Origin of the sequence: Aeromonas sp. 603607, from assembly GCF_049171595.1 — a bacterium.
In the GTDB taxonomy this organism is placed as follows: domain Bacteria; phylum Pseudomonadota; class Gammaproteobacteria; order Enterobacterales; family Aeromonadaceae; genus Aeromonas; species Aeromonas veronii.
Window position 1 is genome coordinate 18,445 of record NZ_JAAKOV010000015.1, and the last position, 18,038, is coordinate 36,482.

18 protein-coding genes and 1 pseudogene are annotated in these 18,038 nt (G+C 59.4%); 12 read left to right on the top strand and 7 right to left on the bottom strand.

What is annotated here, in order from left to right:
* The first annotated feature begins 45 nt into the window (after nt 1–45).
* The 4 genes and pseudogenes from G5315_RS14595 to G5315_RS14610 all read left to right on the top strand — a co-directional run.
* Nucleotides 46–2,493, top strand: a complete 2,448-nt coding sequence (locus G5315_RS14595) for a CS1-pili formation C-terminal domain-containing protein (RefSeq protein ID WP_421209840.1) — start codon at nt 46–48, stop codon at nt 2,491–2,493.
* 2 nt (nt 2,494–2,495) lie between these two features.
* Nucleotides 2,496–4,118, top strand: coding sequence for a hypothetical protein (locus G5315_RS14600; protein ID WP_421333274.1), 1,623 nt, complete (start codon nt 2,496–2,498; stop codon nt 4,116–4,118).
* A 14-nt stretch (nt 4,119–4,132) separates the two neighbouring features.
* A complete protein-coding gene (locus G5315_RS14605; protein ID WP_323911218.1) occupies nt 4,133–4,807 on the top strand; it encodes a fimbrial biogenesis chaperone in 675 nt (224 codons plus the stop codon).
* Nucleotides 4,808–4,888: 81 nt separating this feature from the next.
* Nucleotides 4,889–5,010: pseudogene (locus G5315_RS14610) on the top strand (MFS transporter); the annotation flags it as partial.
* A gap of 75 nt (nt 5,011–5,085) precedes the next feature.
* Here G5315_RS14610 and G5315_RS14615 read toward each other — a convergent pair.
* From G5315_RS14615 to fabV, 3 genes are all read right to left on the bottom strand, one after another.
* Complete coding sequence (locus tag G5315_RS14615) at nt 5,086–6,270, bottom strand: NAD(P)/FAD-dependent oxidoreductase (RefSeq protein ID WP_421209864.1); 1,185 nt, start codon at nt 6,268–6,270, stop codon at nt 5,086–5,088.
* A gap of 150 nt (nt 6,271–6,420) precedes the next feature.
* Entirely contained in the window at nt 6,421–6,945 is a 525-nt protein-coding gene (gene ftnA / locus G5315_RS14620) for a non-heme ferritin (protein ID WP_005339225.1), read from the bottom strand.
* Nucleotides 6,946–7,037: 92 nt separating this feature from the next.
* Complete coding sequence (gene fabV, locus G5315_RS14625) at nt 7,038–8,225, bottom strand: enoyl-ACP reductase FabV (protein WP_421209836.1); 1,188 nt, start codon at nt 8,223–8,225, stop codon at nt 7,038–7,040.
* A 401-nt stretch (nt 8,226–8,626) separates the two neighbouring features.
* Here fabV and G5315_RS14630 point away from each other — a divergent pair, with 401 nt between their 5' ends.
* Nucleotides 8,627–9,064 carry a universal stress protein gene (locus G5315_RS14630; protein ID WP_005339229.1) on the top strand — a complete coding sequence of 146 codons (438 nt, stop codon included), beginning with the start codon at nt 8,627–8,629 and terminating at the stop codon, nt 9,062–9,064.
* Nucleotides 9,065–9,256: 192 nt separating this feature from the next.
* Nucleotides 9,257–10,270 carry a tryptophan--tRNA ligase gene (trpS, locus tag G5315_RS14635; RefSeq protein WP_421263638.1) on the top strand — a complete coding sequence of 338 codons (1,014 nt, stop codon included), beginning with the start codon at nt 9,257–9,259 and terminating at the stop codon, nt 10,268–10,270.
* Here the strand turns inward: trpS and G5315_RS14640 are convergent.
* Complete coding sequence (locus G5315_RS14640; RefSeq protein ID WP_005339232.1) at nt 10,249–11,208, bottom strand: LysR family transcriptional regulator; 960 nt, start codon at nt 11,206–11,208, stop codon at nt 10,249–10,251. The genes trpS and G5315_RS14640 overlap by 22 nt on opposite strands.
* 91 nt (nt 11,209–11,299) lie before the next feature.
* Between G5315_RS14640 and G5315_RS14645 the strand changes: the two genes are divergently transcribed.
* Complete coding sequence (locus G5315_RS14645) at nt 11,300–12,199, top strand: DMT family transporter (protein ID WP_005355734.1); 900 nt, start codon at nt 11,300–11,302, stop codon at nt 12,197–12,199.
* The gene (locus tag G5315_RS14650) at nt 12,184–12,345 is read left to right on the top strand and encodes a hypothetical protein (protein ID WP_005339236.1); all 162 of its coding nucleotides are present in this window, start codon (nt 12,184–12,186) and stop codon (nt 12,343–12,345) included. The genes G5315_RS14645 and G5315_RS14650 overlap by 16 nt, the downstream gene beginning before the upstream one ends.
* Before the next feature lie 123 nt (nt 12,346–12,468).
* Here the strand turns inward: G5315_RS14650 and G5315_RS14655 are convergent, their stop codons facing one another.
* Nucleotides 12,469–12,930, bottom strand: coding sequence for a DUF6314 family protein (locus G5315_RS14655; protein WP_416035001.1), 462 nt, complete (start codon nt 12,928–12,930; stop codon nt 12,469–12,471).
* 39 nt (nt 12,931–12,969) lie between these two features.
* Between G5315_RS14655 and G5315_RS14660 the strand changes: the two genes are divergently transcribed.
* Nucleotides 12,970–13,824: a carboxylate/amino acid/amine transporter gene (locus G5315_RS14660; RefSeq protein WP_421333275.1), complete on the top strand. Its 855-nt coding sequence runs from the start codon at nt 12,970–12,972 to the stop codon at nt 13,822–13,824.
* 6 nt (nt 13,825–13,830) lie between these two features.
* On the opposite strand, the gene G5315_RS14665 is transcribed toward G5315_RS14660, so the two are convergent.
* Both G5315_RS14665 and G5315_RS14670 read right to left on the bottom strand, forming a co-directional pair.
* A complete protein-coding gene (locus G5315_RS14665; protein WP_040069586.1) occupies nt 13,831–14,694 on the bottom strand; it encodes a GGDEF domain-containing protein in 864 nt (287 codons plus the stop codon).
* A gap of 70 nt (nt 14,695–14,764) precedes the next feature.
* Nucleotides 14,765–15,478: a 3-deoxy-D-manno-octulosonic acid kinase gene (locus tag G5315_RS14670; RefSeq protein WP_005357122.1), complete on the bottom strand. Its 714-nt coding sequence runs from the start codon at nt 15,476–15,478 to the stop codon at nt 14,765–14,767.
* Between the two features lie 222 nt (nt 15,479–15,700).
* Here G5315_RS14670 and G5315_RS14675 point away from each other — a divergent pair, with 222 nt between their 5' ends.
* The 3 genes from G5315_RS14675 to rpoZ all read left to right on the top strand — a co-directional run bounded on the left by G5315_RS14675 (nt 15,701) and on the right by rpoZ (nt 18,038).
* Nucleotides 15,701–16,756 (top strand): glycosyltransferase family 9 protein, encoded by a 1,056-nt coding sequence (locus G5315_RS14675; protein WP_421263639.1) that lies wholly within the window; start codon nt 15,701–15,703, stop codon nt 16,754–16,756.
* Between the two features lie 300 nt (nt 16,757–17,056).
* A complete protein-coding gene (gene gmk, locus G5315_RS14680) occupies nt 17,057–17,683 on the top strand; it encodes a guanylate kinase (protein WP_005339253.1) in 627 nt (208 codons plus the stop codon).
* 79 nt (nt 17,684–17,762) lie between these two features.
* Nucleotides 17,763–18,038: a DNA-directed RNA polymerase subunit omega gene (gene rpoZ, locus G5315_RS14685; protein WP_005307060.1), complete on the top strand. Its 276-nt coding sequence runs from the start codon at nt 17,763–17,765 to the stop codon at nt 18,036–18,038.

Genomic DNA, 18,038 nt, shown 5'->3' on the forward strand with positions numbered 1-18,038 from the left:
GGTGACGAGGCCCCGTTGCCGACATCTGGAACCATGGTGCTCGATATGTTGAAGAAAGCCTGGCTGTTGCCACTCTCATGGCTGATCGTGCTGTCAGCCCCGGCCAGCGCCACAGCCCCCCTCAGGATCGCCAACGTCATCATTCCCGCCAGCTTTGCTAGTGCACTGGAAGAGGGGCTGGCGGTGCCGGTGCGCCTCCAATACACGGATGAGGACAATCGGATCGACACCCTGACCGATGGCTCCATCGGCAACGCCACCCTTTTGCTCCAGGACGGCAAACTGCATTTGCTGCACCTTGATTTCAGTGCCGGCCAGCAGCAAGGACTGCTAAACGACGCCCTCACTGCCATGCTCTCCAGCAAACAGCAACGCACCTTTTCTGCAGATGGCAGCCTGCGGCTCGATGCCAATGCGAGCATGCAGCTGGACCTCGTAGCCATGCTGTTGACCATTAGGGTCTCGCGAGAAGCATTTGGCCAGGCCAAGCAGCCAGACAACCGGGTGGCATTGACCCCGACGGTCGATACCTTGACGGGGGTGCATCGCTACAACTTGGGCTACTCCTTCATCAGCAACCCGCAAAGCGGTCACAGCGACTCCAATTTCCTGCAACTGGACAGCACCGTCGGGCTAGGTGCCCATCATGTCGCCATGGACGCCTCCCTTTACAATCTGGGTAAGCCTGAGCAGACCGGAGATATCTACCGCGCCATGTACGAACGGGATCTCGATGATCGCCGCATCGCGGCAGGCATGGTGTCAACGTGGGACCTGCAGACCCTGGGGGTGGTGACGGGCCTGACCACGGGCCGCATCTACGGGGCGTCCTATGGCAACCAGGCGCAGTCTCGCAAACAGACGGCCAACGAATCGACCACGCCGGTACAAGTTTTCATGCCCGCCAATGGCGAGGCCAGAGTCTATAGGGATGGACGCCTGATCGGCCTGCAAAACCTGGCTATCGGCAACCAGAGCCTTGATACCTCTGCTTTCCCCAACGGTGTCTACAACGTCACGGTCGAAGTCCATGTGGATGGACGGCTGACCAGCACCACGACACAGCGTGTCACCAAGCTCGGCGGCAACCTCGGTTTTACCAAGGAGTGGGGCTGGCAATGGTGGGGAGGCATGATGGAAGGTACCCAAAACAGCGGCGATTCCCCCCTGTTTGGCGTATCGCTGGCGCGTTCGCTGGGCACCATTGAACTAGCCACCACTACCTATGCCTTCAAGGAAGCTGCGGTAGGCGAGGCGCGCGCAAGCTGGCAGGTCACCGATCGCCTCGGCACACAGCTGCAAAGCATGCTGGCTTCGGATCGTTCGTGGCGATTGGCCTCCAGCCTCTCCCTGCAGGCCCACGACTACGCCTCCTTGTGGATCAGCCAGGAGAAGCTGAAGACTGGCAGCACCCTGATGGTGGGCGATACCGAGCTCTACTCCGCCGGCATCACGCTCAACCTGGGTGGCTGGATCAGCGGACTGGGTCAGCTGACCTTCAACACCCAGCACGATCGCCAGATGAACAGCGATCGCAGCTATGCAGACTACTACCAGCACCTCTATGCGGGTCGATACGGCAACCTGTCGCTGCGCGCCAGCCTGCAGAGTGACAGTGGCACCCTCAATGGCTTCAGTAACAAGAGTGTCACCCTGGATTATTCGATTCCGTTCGACAACCTGTTCAGCTTTGGCATGAGCAGCAACGAACAGGGTCAGACAACGGCCAACCTCAGCTACCAGAAACGCATGGACGGCGTCATCAATCTGGCGGCATTCAATGCCTCGCGCATGGTGCACGGCAGCGATGAGCACAATACGGCTCTCTCCGGCACCCTGGGTTTCGAGCACAGTGCCATGGGCGGCACCATGACGCTGGGCCGCGGCCATGGCGGTGACATCAACGGCAACCTCATTGCACGGGGCGCCCTGGCCACCACGGAAAATGCCGTGACCGCATCGAGCCGGAGTGCCTCGGGTGCGGGCTTGATCATCAATACCGGGATCGCCCGTGAAGGGAAGATGATCGCCAAGGTGAATGGGCAGGACTACCCCCTGCAAGGGGAACAGACCTTCCTCGCCCTCTCCCCATATCAGGAATACGAGGTTGAGCTGCTCAACAGCAAGACGGGGAAAGACAGCTATGACATCAATACCGGCAAGCAGCGCTACACCCTGTTCCCCGGCAACGTCGCCACCCTGGATGCAAGCGATAGCGTCAAGGAGATGATAACTGTCTTCGGCGTACTCAAGGCAGAGGATGGCTCACTGCTGGCCAACGCCCGCATTGACAACCATATCGGGACCACGGTTACTAACGACGCTGGCGAATTTTCTCTGGATGTGGACAAGGCCAATCCCTTGCTGACCTTCCGCCAGGGGAGTGACTTCTGTGAAGCCGAGCTGGATCTTGCAAGACACACGGGCGCGGCCTGGGTCGGAGTCGTAACCTGCCAGGGACTGCCCACCTATGCCATGGTGAGGAAATATTGATCATGAAAATCACACACAGACTGCTATTGGTCATTGCGCTTGGTACTGGCTGGGCTCAGCAGGGCAGTGCAGCTGTCTCCAAAACCGTCTGGCCGAATGCACCACTTCGCAATTTCCTGTTCATTGAAAACCAGGAAGACAACAACCTGTTTGTTGCGCCAACCGATGCACTGGATCCACGACTGACCGGTGCGAATGCCTGGACCTCGCTCAAAGGAAATGGACAGGTGAGTCTGGCGTACGTTGATAACGGGTACAACACCGATATCAACAACTGGAACGTCGACATGTGGGAGAACGGCCCCATCCGTCGACCTTATGTCAACCAGCGGTGCATCATGACATATACCCGTTGCGATCCCGACACGGCAGAGGCAGTCAACAAGCCGGCCGTTGTCGATGATCTCGGCTTTTTCGGGCTCATGGGGGCATCCGCTGGATGGGGCCATGGCAAGCTGAGTCCAGGCTTCTTCGACTATCTGCGGGTAATGCCCGTTGGGGCTATTCTGAACAGGGAAATGAATCTGTGCAGGACCACGCTCAAATATGATGCTGCTGCGGGAGAACGCTGTGTCGATCAGAACAGCGGTAATTGGTATGTGAGGAACATGCAGCACAAGAAGGCCGGACATTTACGCTTCATACAAACCAACGCAATTAGCGAGGTGATCGTAGACAGCAATGGAACACCTTACGTATTGCCGGGTTCACAGGGTTGCGAGAACTACAGGCTGGGTACTCGAGACGGTATTTTGTGTCGATTTCTTGATTACAATTTCAATGAAGATGGTAGCCAGAGCTATAGCGAGCCTTATATGTATACCAATGTTAAAAACAGCTCGCTAAATAGCGCCATAGGCACAGCCGACCTGCAAATGAGCGCAGATCTAAAGAACTGGGCAAATAAGGGTTCTCGTTACAATATCAGTTACTTAAGGGGGCAACAGTCTGTCTACCTTTTCTTGTCTAGCAACTTTTTCAAGCAGGTCGTGAGACTGGGTTTACAAGAGCAGCTCACTCGCAGCCTGATCAACTTCAATATGAAAAACGGATATGCTCCAGAGAGTGGATATTATGAGTTCAGCGGTACAACTGAGATTCATATCAAACCACGGGATTTCAGCGTCTCGATCCTATCTTCGGATGGAGTAACCAATCCTTACAGGGAAGGCAGCGTCGGTAAAGATGTATTGAGCTTCCCATACAATATTTCGGATAGTGGCCCCATCAGTGCCGATCTGCTTGAGATCTCCATATCACAGGATAAGGGTGCCCCTTACCAGGGGTATTGCACTTTTTATCCTACCGGAACGTTCACCTCCGAACAGGCCGTACCAATACCGACCAGGCTGGTATTCGATTCGGCGACGCATGGTGCCGCCTCCCGACATGCCATTCGCTGTGATCGGACCCCGGTAGATATTCGCGCATTGGGCATACAAGACAGCCAGCCACCGCAGGAATGGAACGATCCGATCAACGGCAAAGGCATTACGCGGTTCTATCAACTGACGCTGGAATTTGACCTGACCGATCCCAGGGTACAGCGCACCGTCAACGATGAGATATGGGAGGGTGCGGTAGAGCAAAGCGGCACCATTAACATCAAGGGAACCTGGCGCTGAGAATGGAGCACAACATGCATCGTCTTCTTTGGCCCTTGCTGGCCAGCCTCTTTGCCTCACAGGCCACGGCCATCGACATCGGGGCGATGACGGTTGCCATGGACCAGAAGGAAGAGTTCACCACGCGTACCGTGACCAACAACAGTGGCGCACCCAAGGTGTACGAAGTGCAGATGGAGAAGATCAGCGATCCCACGGCCAGAGGGCGCGCGGTGCCCACCATACCCGGTGAGCTGTTGTTTGCCCCCAAGCGCTTCACGCTGCACGGCAGGCAGGCACAGAACGTCAAGCTCTACTACAAGGGACCGGCGGATAGCCAGGAGCGTTACTATCGCATAACCTTCACCGAGTCGCCGGCAGCCCAGGTGGATGAAGGCGGTCAGGCGCAGCGCCGGGGAACCGTAGAGGTGAAGCTGGCTCTGCAATCCATCTTGGTCGTGCGCCCGCGTCAGTCACGTTTTGAATACCAGCTGGATCCGGCAAAGGGCAGCATCACCAATACCGGCAATACCTACTTCGAGTTCATGGTCAAACAGGGTTGTCAGCAGGCGGACAGCGAGGCCGACAGCAAGTACCTGCTGCCCGGCGAGACCTATCACAACTCCAGGATCGGTCAGCCGGGCAATCAGAAGCTGATCGTCTATCAATCCAGATTCATCCAGGTTGGCAAGGAGTGCTGGCCAGACTAGAGGCGCCCGGCACCGGGTGCCCGGGGTCCTGCCACCCTTCAAGGTTCAGGAGGAGAGGGTCGCAAGCGGGTGATCTGGATCTCCATCCTGGTCTATGCCTAGGATCTGGTCCCCGGCAAGGTCAGCACCATCTCTGGCCTCTTGTTCGGTTTCGCCTTCAGCATGGGGGTATAGGGGCGGCCCTTCTGGGCTGGCTAGTGGATCGCCCGCGAGGAATGCCGACCATAAAAAACGCGGCCTGAGAGGCCGCATCTGAAGTGGATGAGAACAAGGGCAGCTCAGCAGTACTGGCCAGCTACCCAACCGGAAGACCAGGCCCACTGGAAGTTGTAGCCACCGAGCCAGCCGGTCACGTCCACCACTTCGCCGATGAAGTAGAGGCCCGGCACCTTGCGCGCTTCCATGGTCTTGGAGGAGAGCTCGTTGGTATCGACGCCACCCAGGGTCACTTCTGCGGTGCGATACCCCTCGGTGCCGTTGGGCAGGATCTGCCAGTCACCCAGCAAGTTGGCCACCGCTTCCAGCTCCCGCTCGTTGTACTGACGCATCGGCTTGCTGACCAGCAGACCCAGTTCCACCAGCTTGTCGACGAAGCGCTTGGGCAGCTCGCGCCCCAGCACGGTTTTCAGCTCCTGCGCCGGGTGCGCCTGCGCCCATTCACGCAGGGCAGCCGGAATATCCAGCTCCGGCAGCAGGTTGATGTGGATCTTCTCGCCGGCATGCCAGTAGGAGGAGATCTGCAGGACGACGGGGCCGGAGAGGCCGCGATGGGTGAACAGCATCGCCTCCTTGAAGCGGGTGCCATCCTCGGCGGTCACCGCTACCGGCAGGCTGATGCCCGCCAGATCGGCAAAGGCCTCTTTCTCCGCCTGATGGAGGGTAAAGGGCACCAGACCGGCACGGGTCGGCAGCACCTTGAGACCGAACTGCTCCGCCAGCTTGAAGCCATACGGGGTCGCGCCCAGCTTGGGCATGGAGAGACCGCCGGTCGCCACCACCAGCGAGTGGCAGCCGATCTCACCCTTGCTGGTGGTCAACACAAAGCCTTCGTCCTGCTTGCTGACGGTGAGGATCTCGGTCTGGAACTGCAGGGTCACCCCGGCCCAGTCACACTCGGTGAGCAGCACATCGACGATATCCTTGGCACTCTCGAGACAGAACAGCTGCCCCAGGGTGCGCTCGTGATAGTTAACCCCGTGGCGATCCACCAGATCGATAAAGTCCTGCTGGGTGTAGCGAGCCAGCGCCGACTTGCTGAAGTGGGGATTCTCCGACAGGTAGGCGTGAGCACCAGCCTGATGGTTGGTGAAGTTGCAGCGGCCACCGCCACTGATGAGGATCTTGCGGCCCGGCTTCTTGGCGTTGTCGAGCACCAGCACGGAGCGGCCACGGTAGCCCGCCTGCGCCGCACACATCAATCCGGCCGCACCGGCCCCGATCACCACCACATCGACCTGCTTCATCATCACTCACTTATCAAAATAGAAACGGCACCTGGCCAGAACCGAGATTGCCTCTGGCGGAACAGAACCATAGTGGCTGCCCACCAGAATAAACAACGGCCCTTAAAAGGGCCGTTATTGTACTGGCTGAACACTAAGTGTCCACGACTATCAGGCGTTGCTGTCCATGATGCTGGCCGGGGCGCCCTTGGCCAGTTCGGCCAGCTCCTTGTCGATGAAGTAGAGGCCTTTGCCATCTTCACCCACCAGACCGAGACGGTCGACGATGCTCTTGAACAGCTTCTCCTCTTCATGCTGCTCGGCCACATACCACTGCAGGAAATTGAAGGTGGAGTAGTCCTGGGTAGTGAAGGCTACGTGAGCCAGACCATTGATGCACTTGGTGATGTGATACTCGTGCTCCAGGGTGGTACGGAACACATCGCCCAGCGACTTGAACTCGTGGGGAGGGGCATCGATGGCACCCAGCTTGGGCATGGCGCCAGTCTCGCTCACGTAGGTGAACAGACGCTCCATGTGCTGGCGCTCCTCGACCGCGTGCTGGCGCAGGAAGGTCGCCGCCCCTTCAAAGCCCTTGTCTTCGCACCAGGCGCTCATCTGCAGATAGAGATTGGAGGAGTAGAACTCCAGGTTAATCTGCTCGTTCAACTTCTCGATCATGGCTTGGGCCAGCATCTTGTTTCTCCTCAGTGATTTGGTATCGATTGTCGCCACACTCCCGCCGCGAATCAACCCGCCAACGAGAGGGAGATCCCGTTTCTTTGAGCTCAGGGGGTCAGCTCGCCAAGGGAGGCGACATCCACCGGCGCTGCATAATCGACGCCCGGCAGCTCGAAGCCGTTGAGCTGCATGAAATCCTGCCGCAGCCCTGCAAAGTCCCCCAGCGCGTGGAAATTCTCCGGCGTCACCTTGGGCCAGAGCGCCGAAACGGCAGCCTGAATGGCCGGGTCGAGCTCGTGGTCATCCATCCGGATCAGCCGGTTACCATCGGCCACCACCCCATTGGGCCCGTACATCTTGGCGGCGAACAGTCGCTGCATCTGCTCGATGCAGCCCTCATGGACGCCACGCTCCTTCATCACCCCCATCAGCAGGCCGAGATAGACCGGCAGCACCGGGATATAGGCGCTCGCCTTGGTCACCAGCGCCTTGCAGACCGACACCCAGGCGTGACCACCAATCTCGGCCAGCTGCAGGTTGATGGTCTCGGCGGTGGCGTGCAGATGCTCCTTGGCATAACCGATGGTGCCATCCCGATAGAGGGGATAGGTGGATTCCGGGCCGATATAGGAGTAAGCGACGGTTTGCGCACCGGGGGCAAGACAATCGGTCTGCTGCAACGCCTGCATCCAGAGCTGCCAATCCTCGCCCCCCATCACGGTGACGGTATCGCGGATCTCCTCCGGCGTTGCTGGCGCCAGCGACTGCTGCACCAGGGTATCGCGCTCCAGATCCAGCCCCCAGCCGCTAAATGGCTGGCCTGTTGTCTTGAGCACCGAGCGCACTTGCGTGCCATCGGGCAGCACCCGGATGCCGCTTGCGAGCGAATAGATCACCAGATCCACCTGCCCCAGCTGCTGGCGGATGGTGTCGATGGCCTGCTGGCGCATGCCATCGGAGAAGGCATCGCCAATCAGGTTGATGGCGATACGCCCCTCCTGCTCCGCCTCCTTGCGAAACCAGATGTTGTTGTACCAACCGGCGCTGCCCAATCCTTTGTCGGAAGGGCCGCGCTCGAAGGAGATGCCGATGGTGTCGGCACCAGCCCCGAAGGCGAGTGCAATGCGCGACGCCAGTCCAAACCCGGAGGAAGCCCCCAGCACCAGCACCCGCTTGGGGCCGTTGAACGGGCCAGCGGCCTTGATCCGTTCGATCTGCTGCTGCACGGCGGCGCGACAGCCGATGGGGTGACAGTTGCGGGCAACACAACCTTGAATCTGGGGATGAATGATCATGGGAAGGCCTCCAAAGAAACTGGCTACAGCATAACCAAATCGAAGGAGATTAACTTGATGCCGGATCGCTATCAGTCAGAAAATCAGCGGGAATTGAGGCAGAAAAACAAAAGGGAACACGTGGCTCCCCAAAGCGGTATTCAGATGCTTTTTGTTGTTTTGTGTTCATTGCGAAGCACGGGCCCATCCTATGCCTCTCCCCCCTGATCGGCAAGCCGAGGGGTGTGACCGGCGTCAAACTCTTGTTTAATTTATAGGCAAATAGTGGTTAATAACTGAGTGGCTGACCCTGTGTCACACGTCATTAAACTCATTTAAATCCCAAAACTGTGCCTGAGGCACCATTTTAGTTTCAGCAGAGATTGGTATAGTGGGCTGAAGGATCGGTAAGGAGAACCCCCATGAGTGGAACAACCTATTACAAGCATATTCTGGCTGCGATCGACCTCTCTGAAGACAACCGCAAGGTGATCGACAAGGCGGTGGACAGAGCCCGCTCCAACGGCGCCAAGCTGTCGGTTATCCATGTCGATGTGGACCTCAAGGATCTCTACACCGAGATGATCGATATCGATATCGACAACGTGCAGGATCAGGTGATCGCCGAAGCGAAAGAGAAGCTGGAGGCATTTCTGGCCTCGGTGGACTATCCCATCGAGAAGAAGCTGGTGATCTGCGGCGATCTGAGCGAGCGGGTCAATCAGGCGGTCAAGGAGTACGAGATCGACCTGCTGGTGTGCGGCCATCGCCAGAGCTTCTGGAGCCTGCTCACCTCCAGCGCCCGTCAGCTGATGAATACGGTGCCCTGCGATCTGCTGGTCGTCCCCTTGCAGAAGTAATGAAACCGGCGTAGTTTGATTTGCTATGAATATGACCGCATTCAATCACAACTACTGGTGGTGCTGCTCCTAAACAGGCGGCACCGCGTTTCTATTGTAAATTTCCCAAAGAAAACACCGTGACCGCCGAGAGGCGGTCAACTGTTTTTATCCCTTTGTCGCCTCCCGGCTCACCCAACTGGAGAGAGTGACATGCACAACCCCGTTATCCTGACTGGCGATCGTCCCACCGGCAAACTGCACATCGGCCACTATGTCGGCTCCCTGCGCCAGCGCGTCGAAGCCCAGCACCACTACCGTCAATTCGTGATGATCGCCGACTTGCAGGCGTTGACCGACAACGGCCACAACCCGGCCAAGGTGACCGACAACGTACTGGAGGTAATGGCCGACTATCTGGCGGTCGGCCTCGACCCGGCCAAGACCACCTTCTGTCTGCAAAGCGCCCTGCCCGCCCTCGCCGAGCTCACATGCTACTACCTCAATCTGGTCAGCGTCGCCCGGCTGGAGCGCAACCCCACCGTCAAGGCGGAGATCCAGCAGAAAGGGTTCGAACGCACGCTGCCGGCCGGTTTTCTGGTCTATCCGGTCAGTCAGGCCGCCGACATCACCGGCTTTCGCGCCAGCCACGTGCCGGTCGGGGAAGATCAGCTGCCGATGCTGGAGCAGACCAACGAAATCGTCCGCCGCTTCAACTCGCTGGTAGGCAAAGAGGTGCTGACCGAGTGCCAACCGATCCTGAGTGACACCGGCCGCCTGCCCGGCATCGACGGCAAGGCCAAGATGTCCAAATCCCTCGGCAACACCATAGAACTGGGCATGTCGGCGGAAGAGGTCAAACAGGCGGTGTTCGCCATGTATACCGACCCCAACCACCTCAAGGTGAGCGATCCGGGTCAGGTGGAGGGAAATACGGTGTTCGCCTATCTCGATGCTTTCCACCCCGACAAGGCGCTGGTCGCCGAGATGAAGGCCCACTACCGACGAGGCGGACTGGGGGACATGCGCTGCAAACAGGTGCTCAATGACTGCCTGCAAACCCTGCTCGCCCCGATGCGGGAGCGCCGTGCTGCGGCCATCGCCGACAAGAAGATGCTGCTGGAGCTGCTCTATCAGGGCACCGAGCAGGCTCGCATCATCACCGATGAGGTCTTGGCAGAGGTGAAAAGCGCCATGGGGCTCGACTACTTCGCCAGCATCCGCTGAGCGGGAGTCCCGAGCGCATCGTCGCCGTAGAGGTCGAACACCAGCTGGTGCAACAGGCTCTTGAACCAGCCTATCGCCTCGTCGTGGGCGGTGAGCGGGTGCCCCGCCATCAGGTAGACGATGGGGATGGCGGGGTCGAGCTGGTGCATCCGCAGCGGGTAGTAGCGGCAGAAGTGGCGCCCGATCATCTCGGGCACCACCACCAGATAGCGGCCGGTCGCCATCAGCGGCGGCACCGCCATAAAGCTCGGCAACCGCACGCCCAGCTCCCGCTCCACCCCGAAACGGGCCAGCCAGAGCTCCACCATCGCCTGACTGTGACCCCAGCTGGAGGTGTGGATGTGGGGGCGGCTCACCAGCTCAACCGGCGTCAGTACATCGGGCAACTCGCTGCCGAGTGGCGACAGGCAGACCAGCGGGTTGTTGAACCACTCCTCCCGCCACAAGCGGGGTGAGAGGTGATTCGCCCCGGCGAAACCGATCACCAGATCCAGCTCCCCCTTCTCCAGCTCCCGCTCGTAGTTGCTGTCGGCCAGCTCGCACACCTCCAGCCGACAGTGAGGGGCCTGCCGATGGAGCCTCTCCACCAGCACCGGCACCAGCCCGTGCTCTACCGAACCCGGGGTGGCGATGCGGAAAATCCGCCGCGCAGTGGCGGGATCAAACCCCTTGGCCTGCCGCAATCCCTGCTCCAGCATCGCCAGCGCCTGGCGAACCGGACCGGCCAGCGCCTTGGCTCGCTCGGTCGGCATCATCTCACGCCGACTCATCACAAACAGCGGGTCATCCAGCGCCACCCGCAGCCGCCCCAAGGCGTGACTGACGGTGGATTGGGAGAGATGCAGCCGTTCGGCGGCACGGGTGACGTTGCGCTCCTGCATCAGCATGTCGAATACGGCGAGCAGGTTGAGGTCGAGACGGGCGAGCGAGCTATCCATCGATATTAGCCATAGTTAAATGCCAACAATTCATTTTTACCATAGTAACAGATTGCCTAGAATGCGCTGGCTTAATACATCGGAGATTCAAATGCGTAGCTATCTGTTACTGCTGGCCATTGGCCTGCTGTGGGGTTCCCAGTTCATTTTCATGCACCAGGCCGTTGCCGAGTTGCCCCCCATTCTGGTGGCTGCCGGTCGTGCCTTGTGCGGCAGCCTGACCCTGGGTCTGCTCTGCCTGTTCATGCGGCTCAAGAGTGAGCACACCCCGTGGCGCACCTATATGCTGATCGCCCTGCTGGATGCCACCATCCCCTTCATCATGGTCGCCTGGGGCCAACAGTATGTGGATAGCGCCATCGCCGCCGTAGTCATGGGTTGTATCCCGTTTGTGACCATTCTGGCTGCACCGCTGTTTATTTCTGGTGAAAGAATCACCAAAACCGGTCTGCTTTCCGTGATCATCGGCTTTGCCGGTGTACTCACCCTGTTCTGGCCGAAACTCTCCCAGGGCATGAACGCCGGTCTGCTCGGTGCCATGGCCATCCTGCTGGGTGCCAGCTGCTTCGCCATCGGCCTGCTGATGATCAAGCGCTTCGCCAAGGACCATCCGGTCGTGGTCGCCCGCAATATCCTGATCTCCTCGGCAATCCAGTTGCTGCTGGTCGCCCCCTTCATGGTTGACCTCAGCAGCCTGACCCTGCCGAGCACCCAGGCCTTGAGCGCGATCACCGTGCTGGGTACCCTCTGTACCGGTCTGGTCTACTTCCTCTACATGGCCCTGATCCAGAAGGCCGGCCCGACGTTCGCCTCCTTCAGCAACTATCTGGTGCCGCTGTTCGGCGTGATGCTGGGTGCCCTGTTCCTCGGCGAGCAGATCCACCCCACCACCGGCGTGGCCCTGGCCCTGATCCTCGGCTCGGTCGCCATGAACCAGTGGGCGCAACAGCGTCGCATGCAGCGCGAGGTCTCCCTATGTCAGGCATCCTGACCACACTGTGCGGTGGTCTGGTACTGATTGCCGGCTGGCAGTATCGCCAGCGACTGGCCGGGATCCTGGGCCTGCTGATGGTACTGCTGCCCTGGTTCTTCGATAGCAAGCTGCAAGCCATGCTGAGCTATGCCCTGAATGCCTGAAGTCCATCTCTGAATGTGTGACGAGAGTCTATCTCTCCTGTTTTGGGACTGTTTTAAAAAACCTCCGATTTGTCCCCCGCTACCGGCGCTCTGCGCCGGTTTTTTTATGCCTGCCAGCCGGCATCAGATCAGATAGCGATAGCTGAGTCGCTCGTTCTTGCGCGGCCCGGTGATCTGCCAGCTCAGCAGAAAACCACCGTCGATCTCGGTCAACTCGGCACTGTAGTGATCCGCCCCGCACAGATGGGGCTCGGCGGTCAGCCAGCGGCCATCCCCCTGCGGCAGCAGCTCGAACAGTTCGACCGGTGCTTGATAACGCAGATGGGAGAGACGGATCCCCCGCGCACTGCGCTGCCACCAGAAGCGGTTATGCATGGCGAGCTCCCTGCCATGAGGCGTGGTGTAGCGACCCAGCTCATTAAACAGCCAGCCACCCTGATGATCGGTCACCTGCACACGCCCCTCGCCGCGACCATTCCAGTCGGTCGCCGACCCCTCGCCATTGCTGGCGGTAAAGGAAAATGCTCCGACCTGTGGCAATCGCCCCCATAAACGCTGGATTGCCGCTTCCATCTCGGCCATCATAGCCCCCTTAAAATTGACAACTGACGATAAATCAAACACATGAACTACTTGATAGGGGTCACCCTGCTCTGGTCATTCTCCTTCAGCCTGATCGGGGTCTACCTCGCTGGTCAGGTCGATGCCTACTTCTCGGTGCTGACCCGCATCGCCCTCGCCAGTCTGGTGTTTCTCCCCTTCCTACGCCGCCGCTGGCTGCGCCCCGATCTGGCGGCCAAGCTGATGGCGCTGGGCGCCATCCAGCTCGGCATCATGTATCTCTTCTACTACCACTCCTTTCTGCTGCTGACGGTGCCGGAAGTGCTGGTCTTTACCATCTTCACCCCCATCTACGTCACCCTGCTCCACGACCTGCTGGAAGGGCGCTTCAAGCCCACCTATCTGTGGGGCGCCCTGCTGGCGGTGCTCGGGGCTGCCGTCATCCGCTTCGATGGCCTGACCGAAAGCTATGTGCTGGGATTTATGGTGGTGCAGGGGGCCAACCTCTGTTTCGCCCTGGGTCAAGTGGGCTACAAGGTACTGCTGGCACGGGAGGCGAAGCAACCGCCGCAACTGGCGGTGTTCGGCTGCTTCTATCTGGGAGCGCTGGTGATCGCATTGCCCGCCTGGTGGCTGCTGGGCAAGCCGCAATACCCAACGTCAGGGTTGCAGTGGGGCATTCTGCTCTGGCTGGGGGTGGGTGCCTCCGGCCTAGGCTACTTCCTCTGGAACAAGGGGGCGACACTGGTCACCAGCGGGGTGCTGGCCATCATGAACAATGCGCTCATTCCGGCCGGCTTGCTGGTCAATCTGCTGCTCTGGGGCAAGGATACCGACCTGACCCGACTAACCATCGGCGGCCTGCTGATGCTGGCCTCGCTCTGGGTCTGCCAGCGTGACAAGCGCGGCCAACCCTGACCTCACTCAGCCGACGACGGTGTTGTGCTCCCGTCTGGCCTGACTGTGACAGCTGGCCAGCCGGGCCAGCAGATGATCGAGCTGCTCGCCAGCCTGACTCTGCACCAACCCGATGCTGACGGTGACCGGCCGCTGTGACAGCAGGCTGGCATCGGCAATCTCGAGGCGCAGCCGCTCGGCGATCTCCAGCGCACTCATCCGCTCGGTCTGGGAGAGCATCAGGATAAAACCGTCCTCATCCCAGCGGGCAAAGGGATCTTCCCGCCGCAGTTCGTGGCGTACGATACGCGCCAGCTTGGCCAGCATGGCGTCGCAAGCCGCTTCGCCAAACAGTTGCTGGATTTTGGCCATGTGATCGACCGAAAACTGCAGCAGACTGAAAGTGCCACTCTCGGTCGCCAGCCGCTCCTCCAGCAGTTGCTCGAAACGGCCACGGCTCTCCAGACCGGTCAGCGGATCGGTGCCATGTCGCTCCTCCACCAGCACGGCAGCGGGATCGAGGTGACGGACGACCCCCAGCAGATAACCCCGCTCATCGCGACGCATCCGCTCTTCCAGCCGGATGTAGTGACCGTGATGATGCAGAATGCGGTATTCGAGGCGCAGACCGCTGCTGCGGCCGCTCTGGCAGGCGAGCAGGGCATCCTCCAGCCGGGCAACATCGTCGGGATGAACCCGATCCAGCCAGCCGAGATCATCCGGCCAGCACTCTCCCAATCCCAACAGGCGCAGGCAGGAGGGATCACGCTGCAGTCCGTGTTGGGCTGACCAGCTCCAGATCCCCGCCTCCAGCAGCGCCATGGCATCAGACAGCAGACCCGGATCAAGCCGGGCAGTCACATCGACCAAAGGTGTCTTGAGCATTTCCATGGGGCGCCTCGAAACAGGATCTGAATACCTGCTCAATAAGTAACATTGGCGTTCACGCCGAGCAACAGGGTCAGATCGCTTTTCCCTGATACCCGTTCATCAAGGTCTGCCAGTTCTCCGGTACGAAGTGGAAACTGGTATGCAGTTGAGACTCTTTATTGAATGAACGGAGCAAGCGTTCCAGATTGGCCTTCTGCCATTCGCCGGGGGAGCGGATCGCACCCTTGTCAAAATCGATCACCCACACCTTGCCCTCTTTATCGAGCAGCAGGTTGTGGCTGTTGAGATCGGCGTGATAGACCCCGGCATCGTGCAGCTGACGCACTGTCTGACCTATCTTGTGCCACACCTCGGTCGCCACCGGCCCCTGCTTGAGCAACGCCACCATATCCTTGGCACCGCGAATTCGCTCGATCAGGATATCGGCACGATAGAAGGGTCCCTGTTTGACCATTCGGGCACCAAACGGACGCGGCACCGGCAGCCCCAGCTCGCACAGCTTGGCCAGCAGGGTGTATTCGGCCATGGCGCGGCTCGACTCGACCCCTTCGAACCAGAAGCGATCCCGCACCACCTTGCCCACCATGCCGCCGCGATAGTAGTGGCGCAGCACCAGATGGCGGGACTCATCCTTGACGAACCAGGTCACCCCCCGCCCGATGGAGGTTCCCACCACCTGACGGTTGTTCTGCCACCAGGCAGGATCGAATAACTGGGGAGAGGGGTCGCGAAAGGCCCCTTCGGCATACCAGCAGATCTGGTTGTGTTCGGTCTGTACTCGCATCGTGGAGATCCCGCTCGGTGGGTCATGGATCGCAATTTTTCAATTGGCGATGAGGCTGCCGCTCTGGCATGCCCGTAATAGTGGCCTTTAATCAACGACGTGCAGAGACAGGTCATGGCGCTGGGCCCGGCCTATCCTGGCTGACGATTGTGCGCAATTTTACAATCCAGAGGGGAGTTTGCATAATGCCATCCACCCTTTTTGCCAGCCGTGCGCCACAACATGCCGCTATTTCAAACGCCCCCCTCCTCCATCTGCATCCTGCGGCTCTCCGCCATCGGGGATTGCTGTCACGCACTGGCGCTGGTGCGCGTCATCCAGCGGGAGTGGCCACAGACCCGTATCACCTGGATCACCGGCAAAATCGAGGCAACCCTGTTTGCCGATCTGCCCGGCGTCGAGGTGATCCCCTTCGACAAGAGCAAGGGGTGGCGCGGCTATCGCGATCTCTGGCAGACCCTCAAGGGGCGCAAATTCGATGCCCTGCTCCACCTGCAGGCGGCGATGCGGGCCAGCATCGCCACCCTCGGCATCAAGGCCAAGGTCAAACTCGGGTTTGATCGGGAGCGGGCCAACGACGGCCAGTGGCTGTTCACCAACCACAAGGTGCCATCCCCTGCCTCTCCCCACGTGCTGGACGGTTTCCTCGCCTTTGCCAAAGAGCTCGGCATCAAGGATCTGACCCCGGATTGGCAACTGCCCATCAGCGCCGAACACCAAGCCTGGGCAAAGGAGAAAACTGGCGGCAAACCGACCCTGCTGATCTGCGCCGCCGCCAGCAAGGCGTTCAAAAACTGGACGGCTGCGGGTTATGCCGCACTGGCGGATCACGCTGCCAGCAAGGGTTTTCAGGTCTATCTCTGTGGCGGGCCGGCCAAACTGGAGCGGGATCTGGCTGCCGAGATCCGGCAACTCAGCCAGAGCAAGCCGGTCGATCTGGTTGGCCAGACCAACCTCAAGCAGCTGTTGGCGCTGATTGGCGAGGCGAGTCTGGTACTGGCCCCCGATACCGGCCCCACCCACATGGCGACCCTGGTCGGCACGCCGGTGATCGGCCTCTATGCCCACCATAATCCGGCCCGCACCGGCCCTTATCTGTGCCGCGACTACGTGGTCAGCGTCTATCAGGAGCTGGTCGAGCAGGAGACCGGCAAGCCGCTGGCCGAATTGAGCTGGCGCACCCGCCTCAAGGACCCGGAGGCCATGGCCAAGATCACCCATGAGCAGGTGATCGCCGCCTTCGAACGTCTCTGCGCAGATCGTCAGCTGCCGAACTGACAGGGTAACTCGGGAATTCCGAGCCATCAGGCAGGGATAACCCGATAGCCTCAGCCCCCAGCCAAAGGCACAATGCAGGCTGATGTGGGTTACGCTCCCGCAGCAAGCTACGAATACTTTGATCGGCTGGAATATGATTCCGGCCGTTTTTTTATTCGCCGCATTCTGGTAAAATTCGCCGCCTTTACATCCTCCTGACTCAAGAATTTTCCGCGTTTTGCGTTTGGCTGTCTCCCTTTCGGGCACAAGACGGCGGTCTCTGCTACAACCAAAACAGCGGTTTCGATTAAAGGTAATAATATGGCGCAACAAGGCACTCTCTATATCATCTCTTCTCCGAGCGGCGCTGGTAAATCCAGTCTGCTCAATGCCTTGCTGACCAACCACAATCAAGCTGGCAAGATGCAGCTATCGGTTTCCCACACCACTCGCGCCACCCGCCCTGGCGAAGAGCACGGCGTCCACTACCACTTCGTTCAGGTGGAAGAGTTCAAGGCACTGATCGAGCGTGGTGATTTTCTGGAGTGGGCCGAAGTGTTCGGCAACTACTACGGCACCTCCCGCGCCGCCATCGAAGCCTGTCTGGCCAAGGGGATCGACGTATTCCTCGACATCGACTGGCAAGGTGCCCGCCAGATCCGCGAGCAGATGCCGACCAAATCCATTTTCATCCTGCCCCCCAGCCGCGAAGAGCTGGAGCGCCGCCTGATTGGGCGCGGTCAGGACAGCGCCGAAGTGATTGCCGGCCGGATGGCGAAAGCCATTGCCGAAATGGTGCACTACGACGAGTATGACTATGTCATTATCAACGAAGACTTCGAGCAGGCGCTGTTCCAGCTCAGGTCCATTATTGAGTGCCAACGGCTGGAGATGCGTCACCAGCAACAGGCTCAAAAAAACTTGCTGCAACAGCTACTGGCAGAGTAAGCCAAAAACAAGTAAACTTTTGCGTCATTTTTAAACACTGCTTTTCTAAATACAGAAAGCCCAAACACTGGAGTCCTGCATGGCACGCGTTACTGTAGAAGATGCTGTAAAACAGGTAGGTAACCGTTTTGACCTGGTGCTGGTCGCCGCGCGCCGCGCTCGTCAAATCGCGGTACAAGGCAAAGATCCCCTGGTCGACGAAGAGAACGACAAGCCGACTGTGATCGCCCTGCGTGAGATCGAGCTGGGTCTGGTGAACAATCAAGTGATGGACACCCAGGACCGCTACGAACAGCAAGAGCAGGAAGCCGCCGAGCTGGCTGCCGTTGCTGCCATCGCCGAAGGCCGCGGTTAA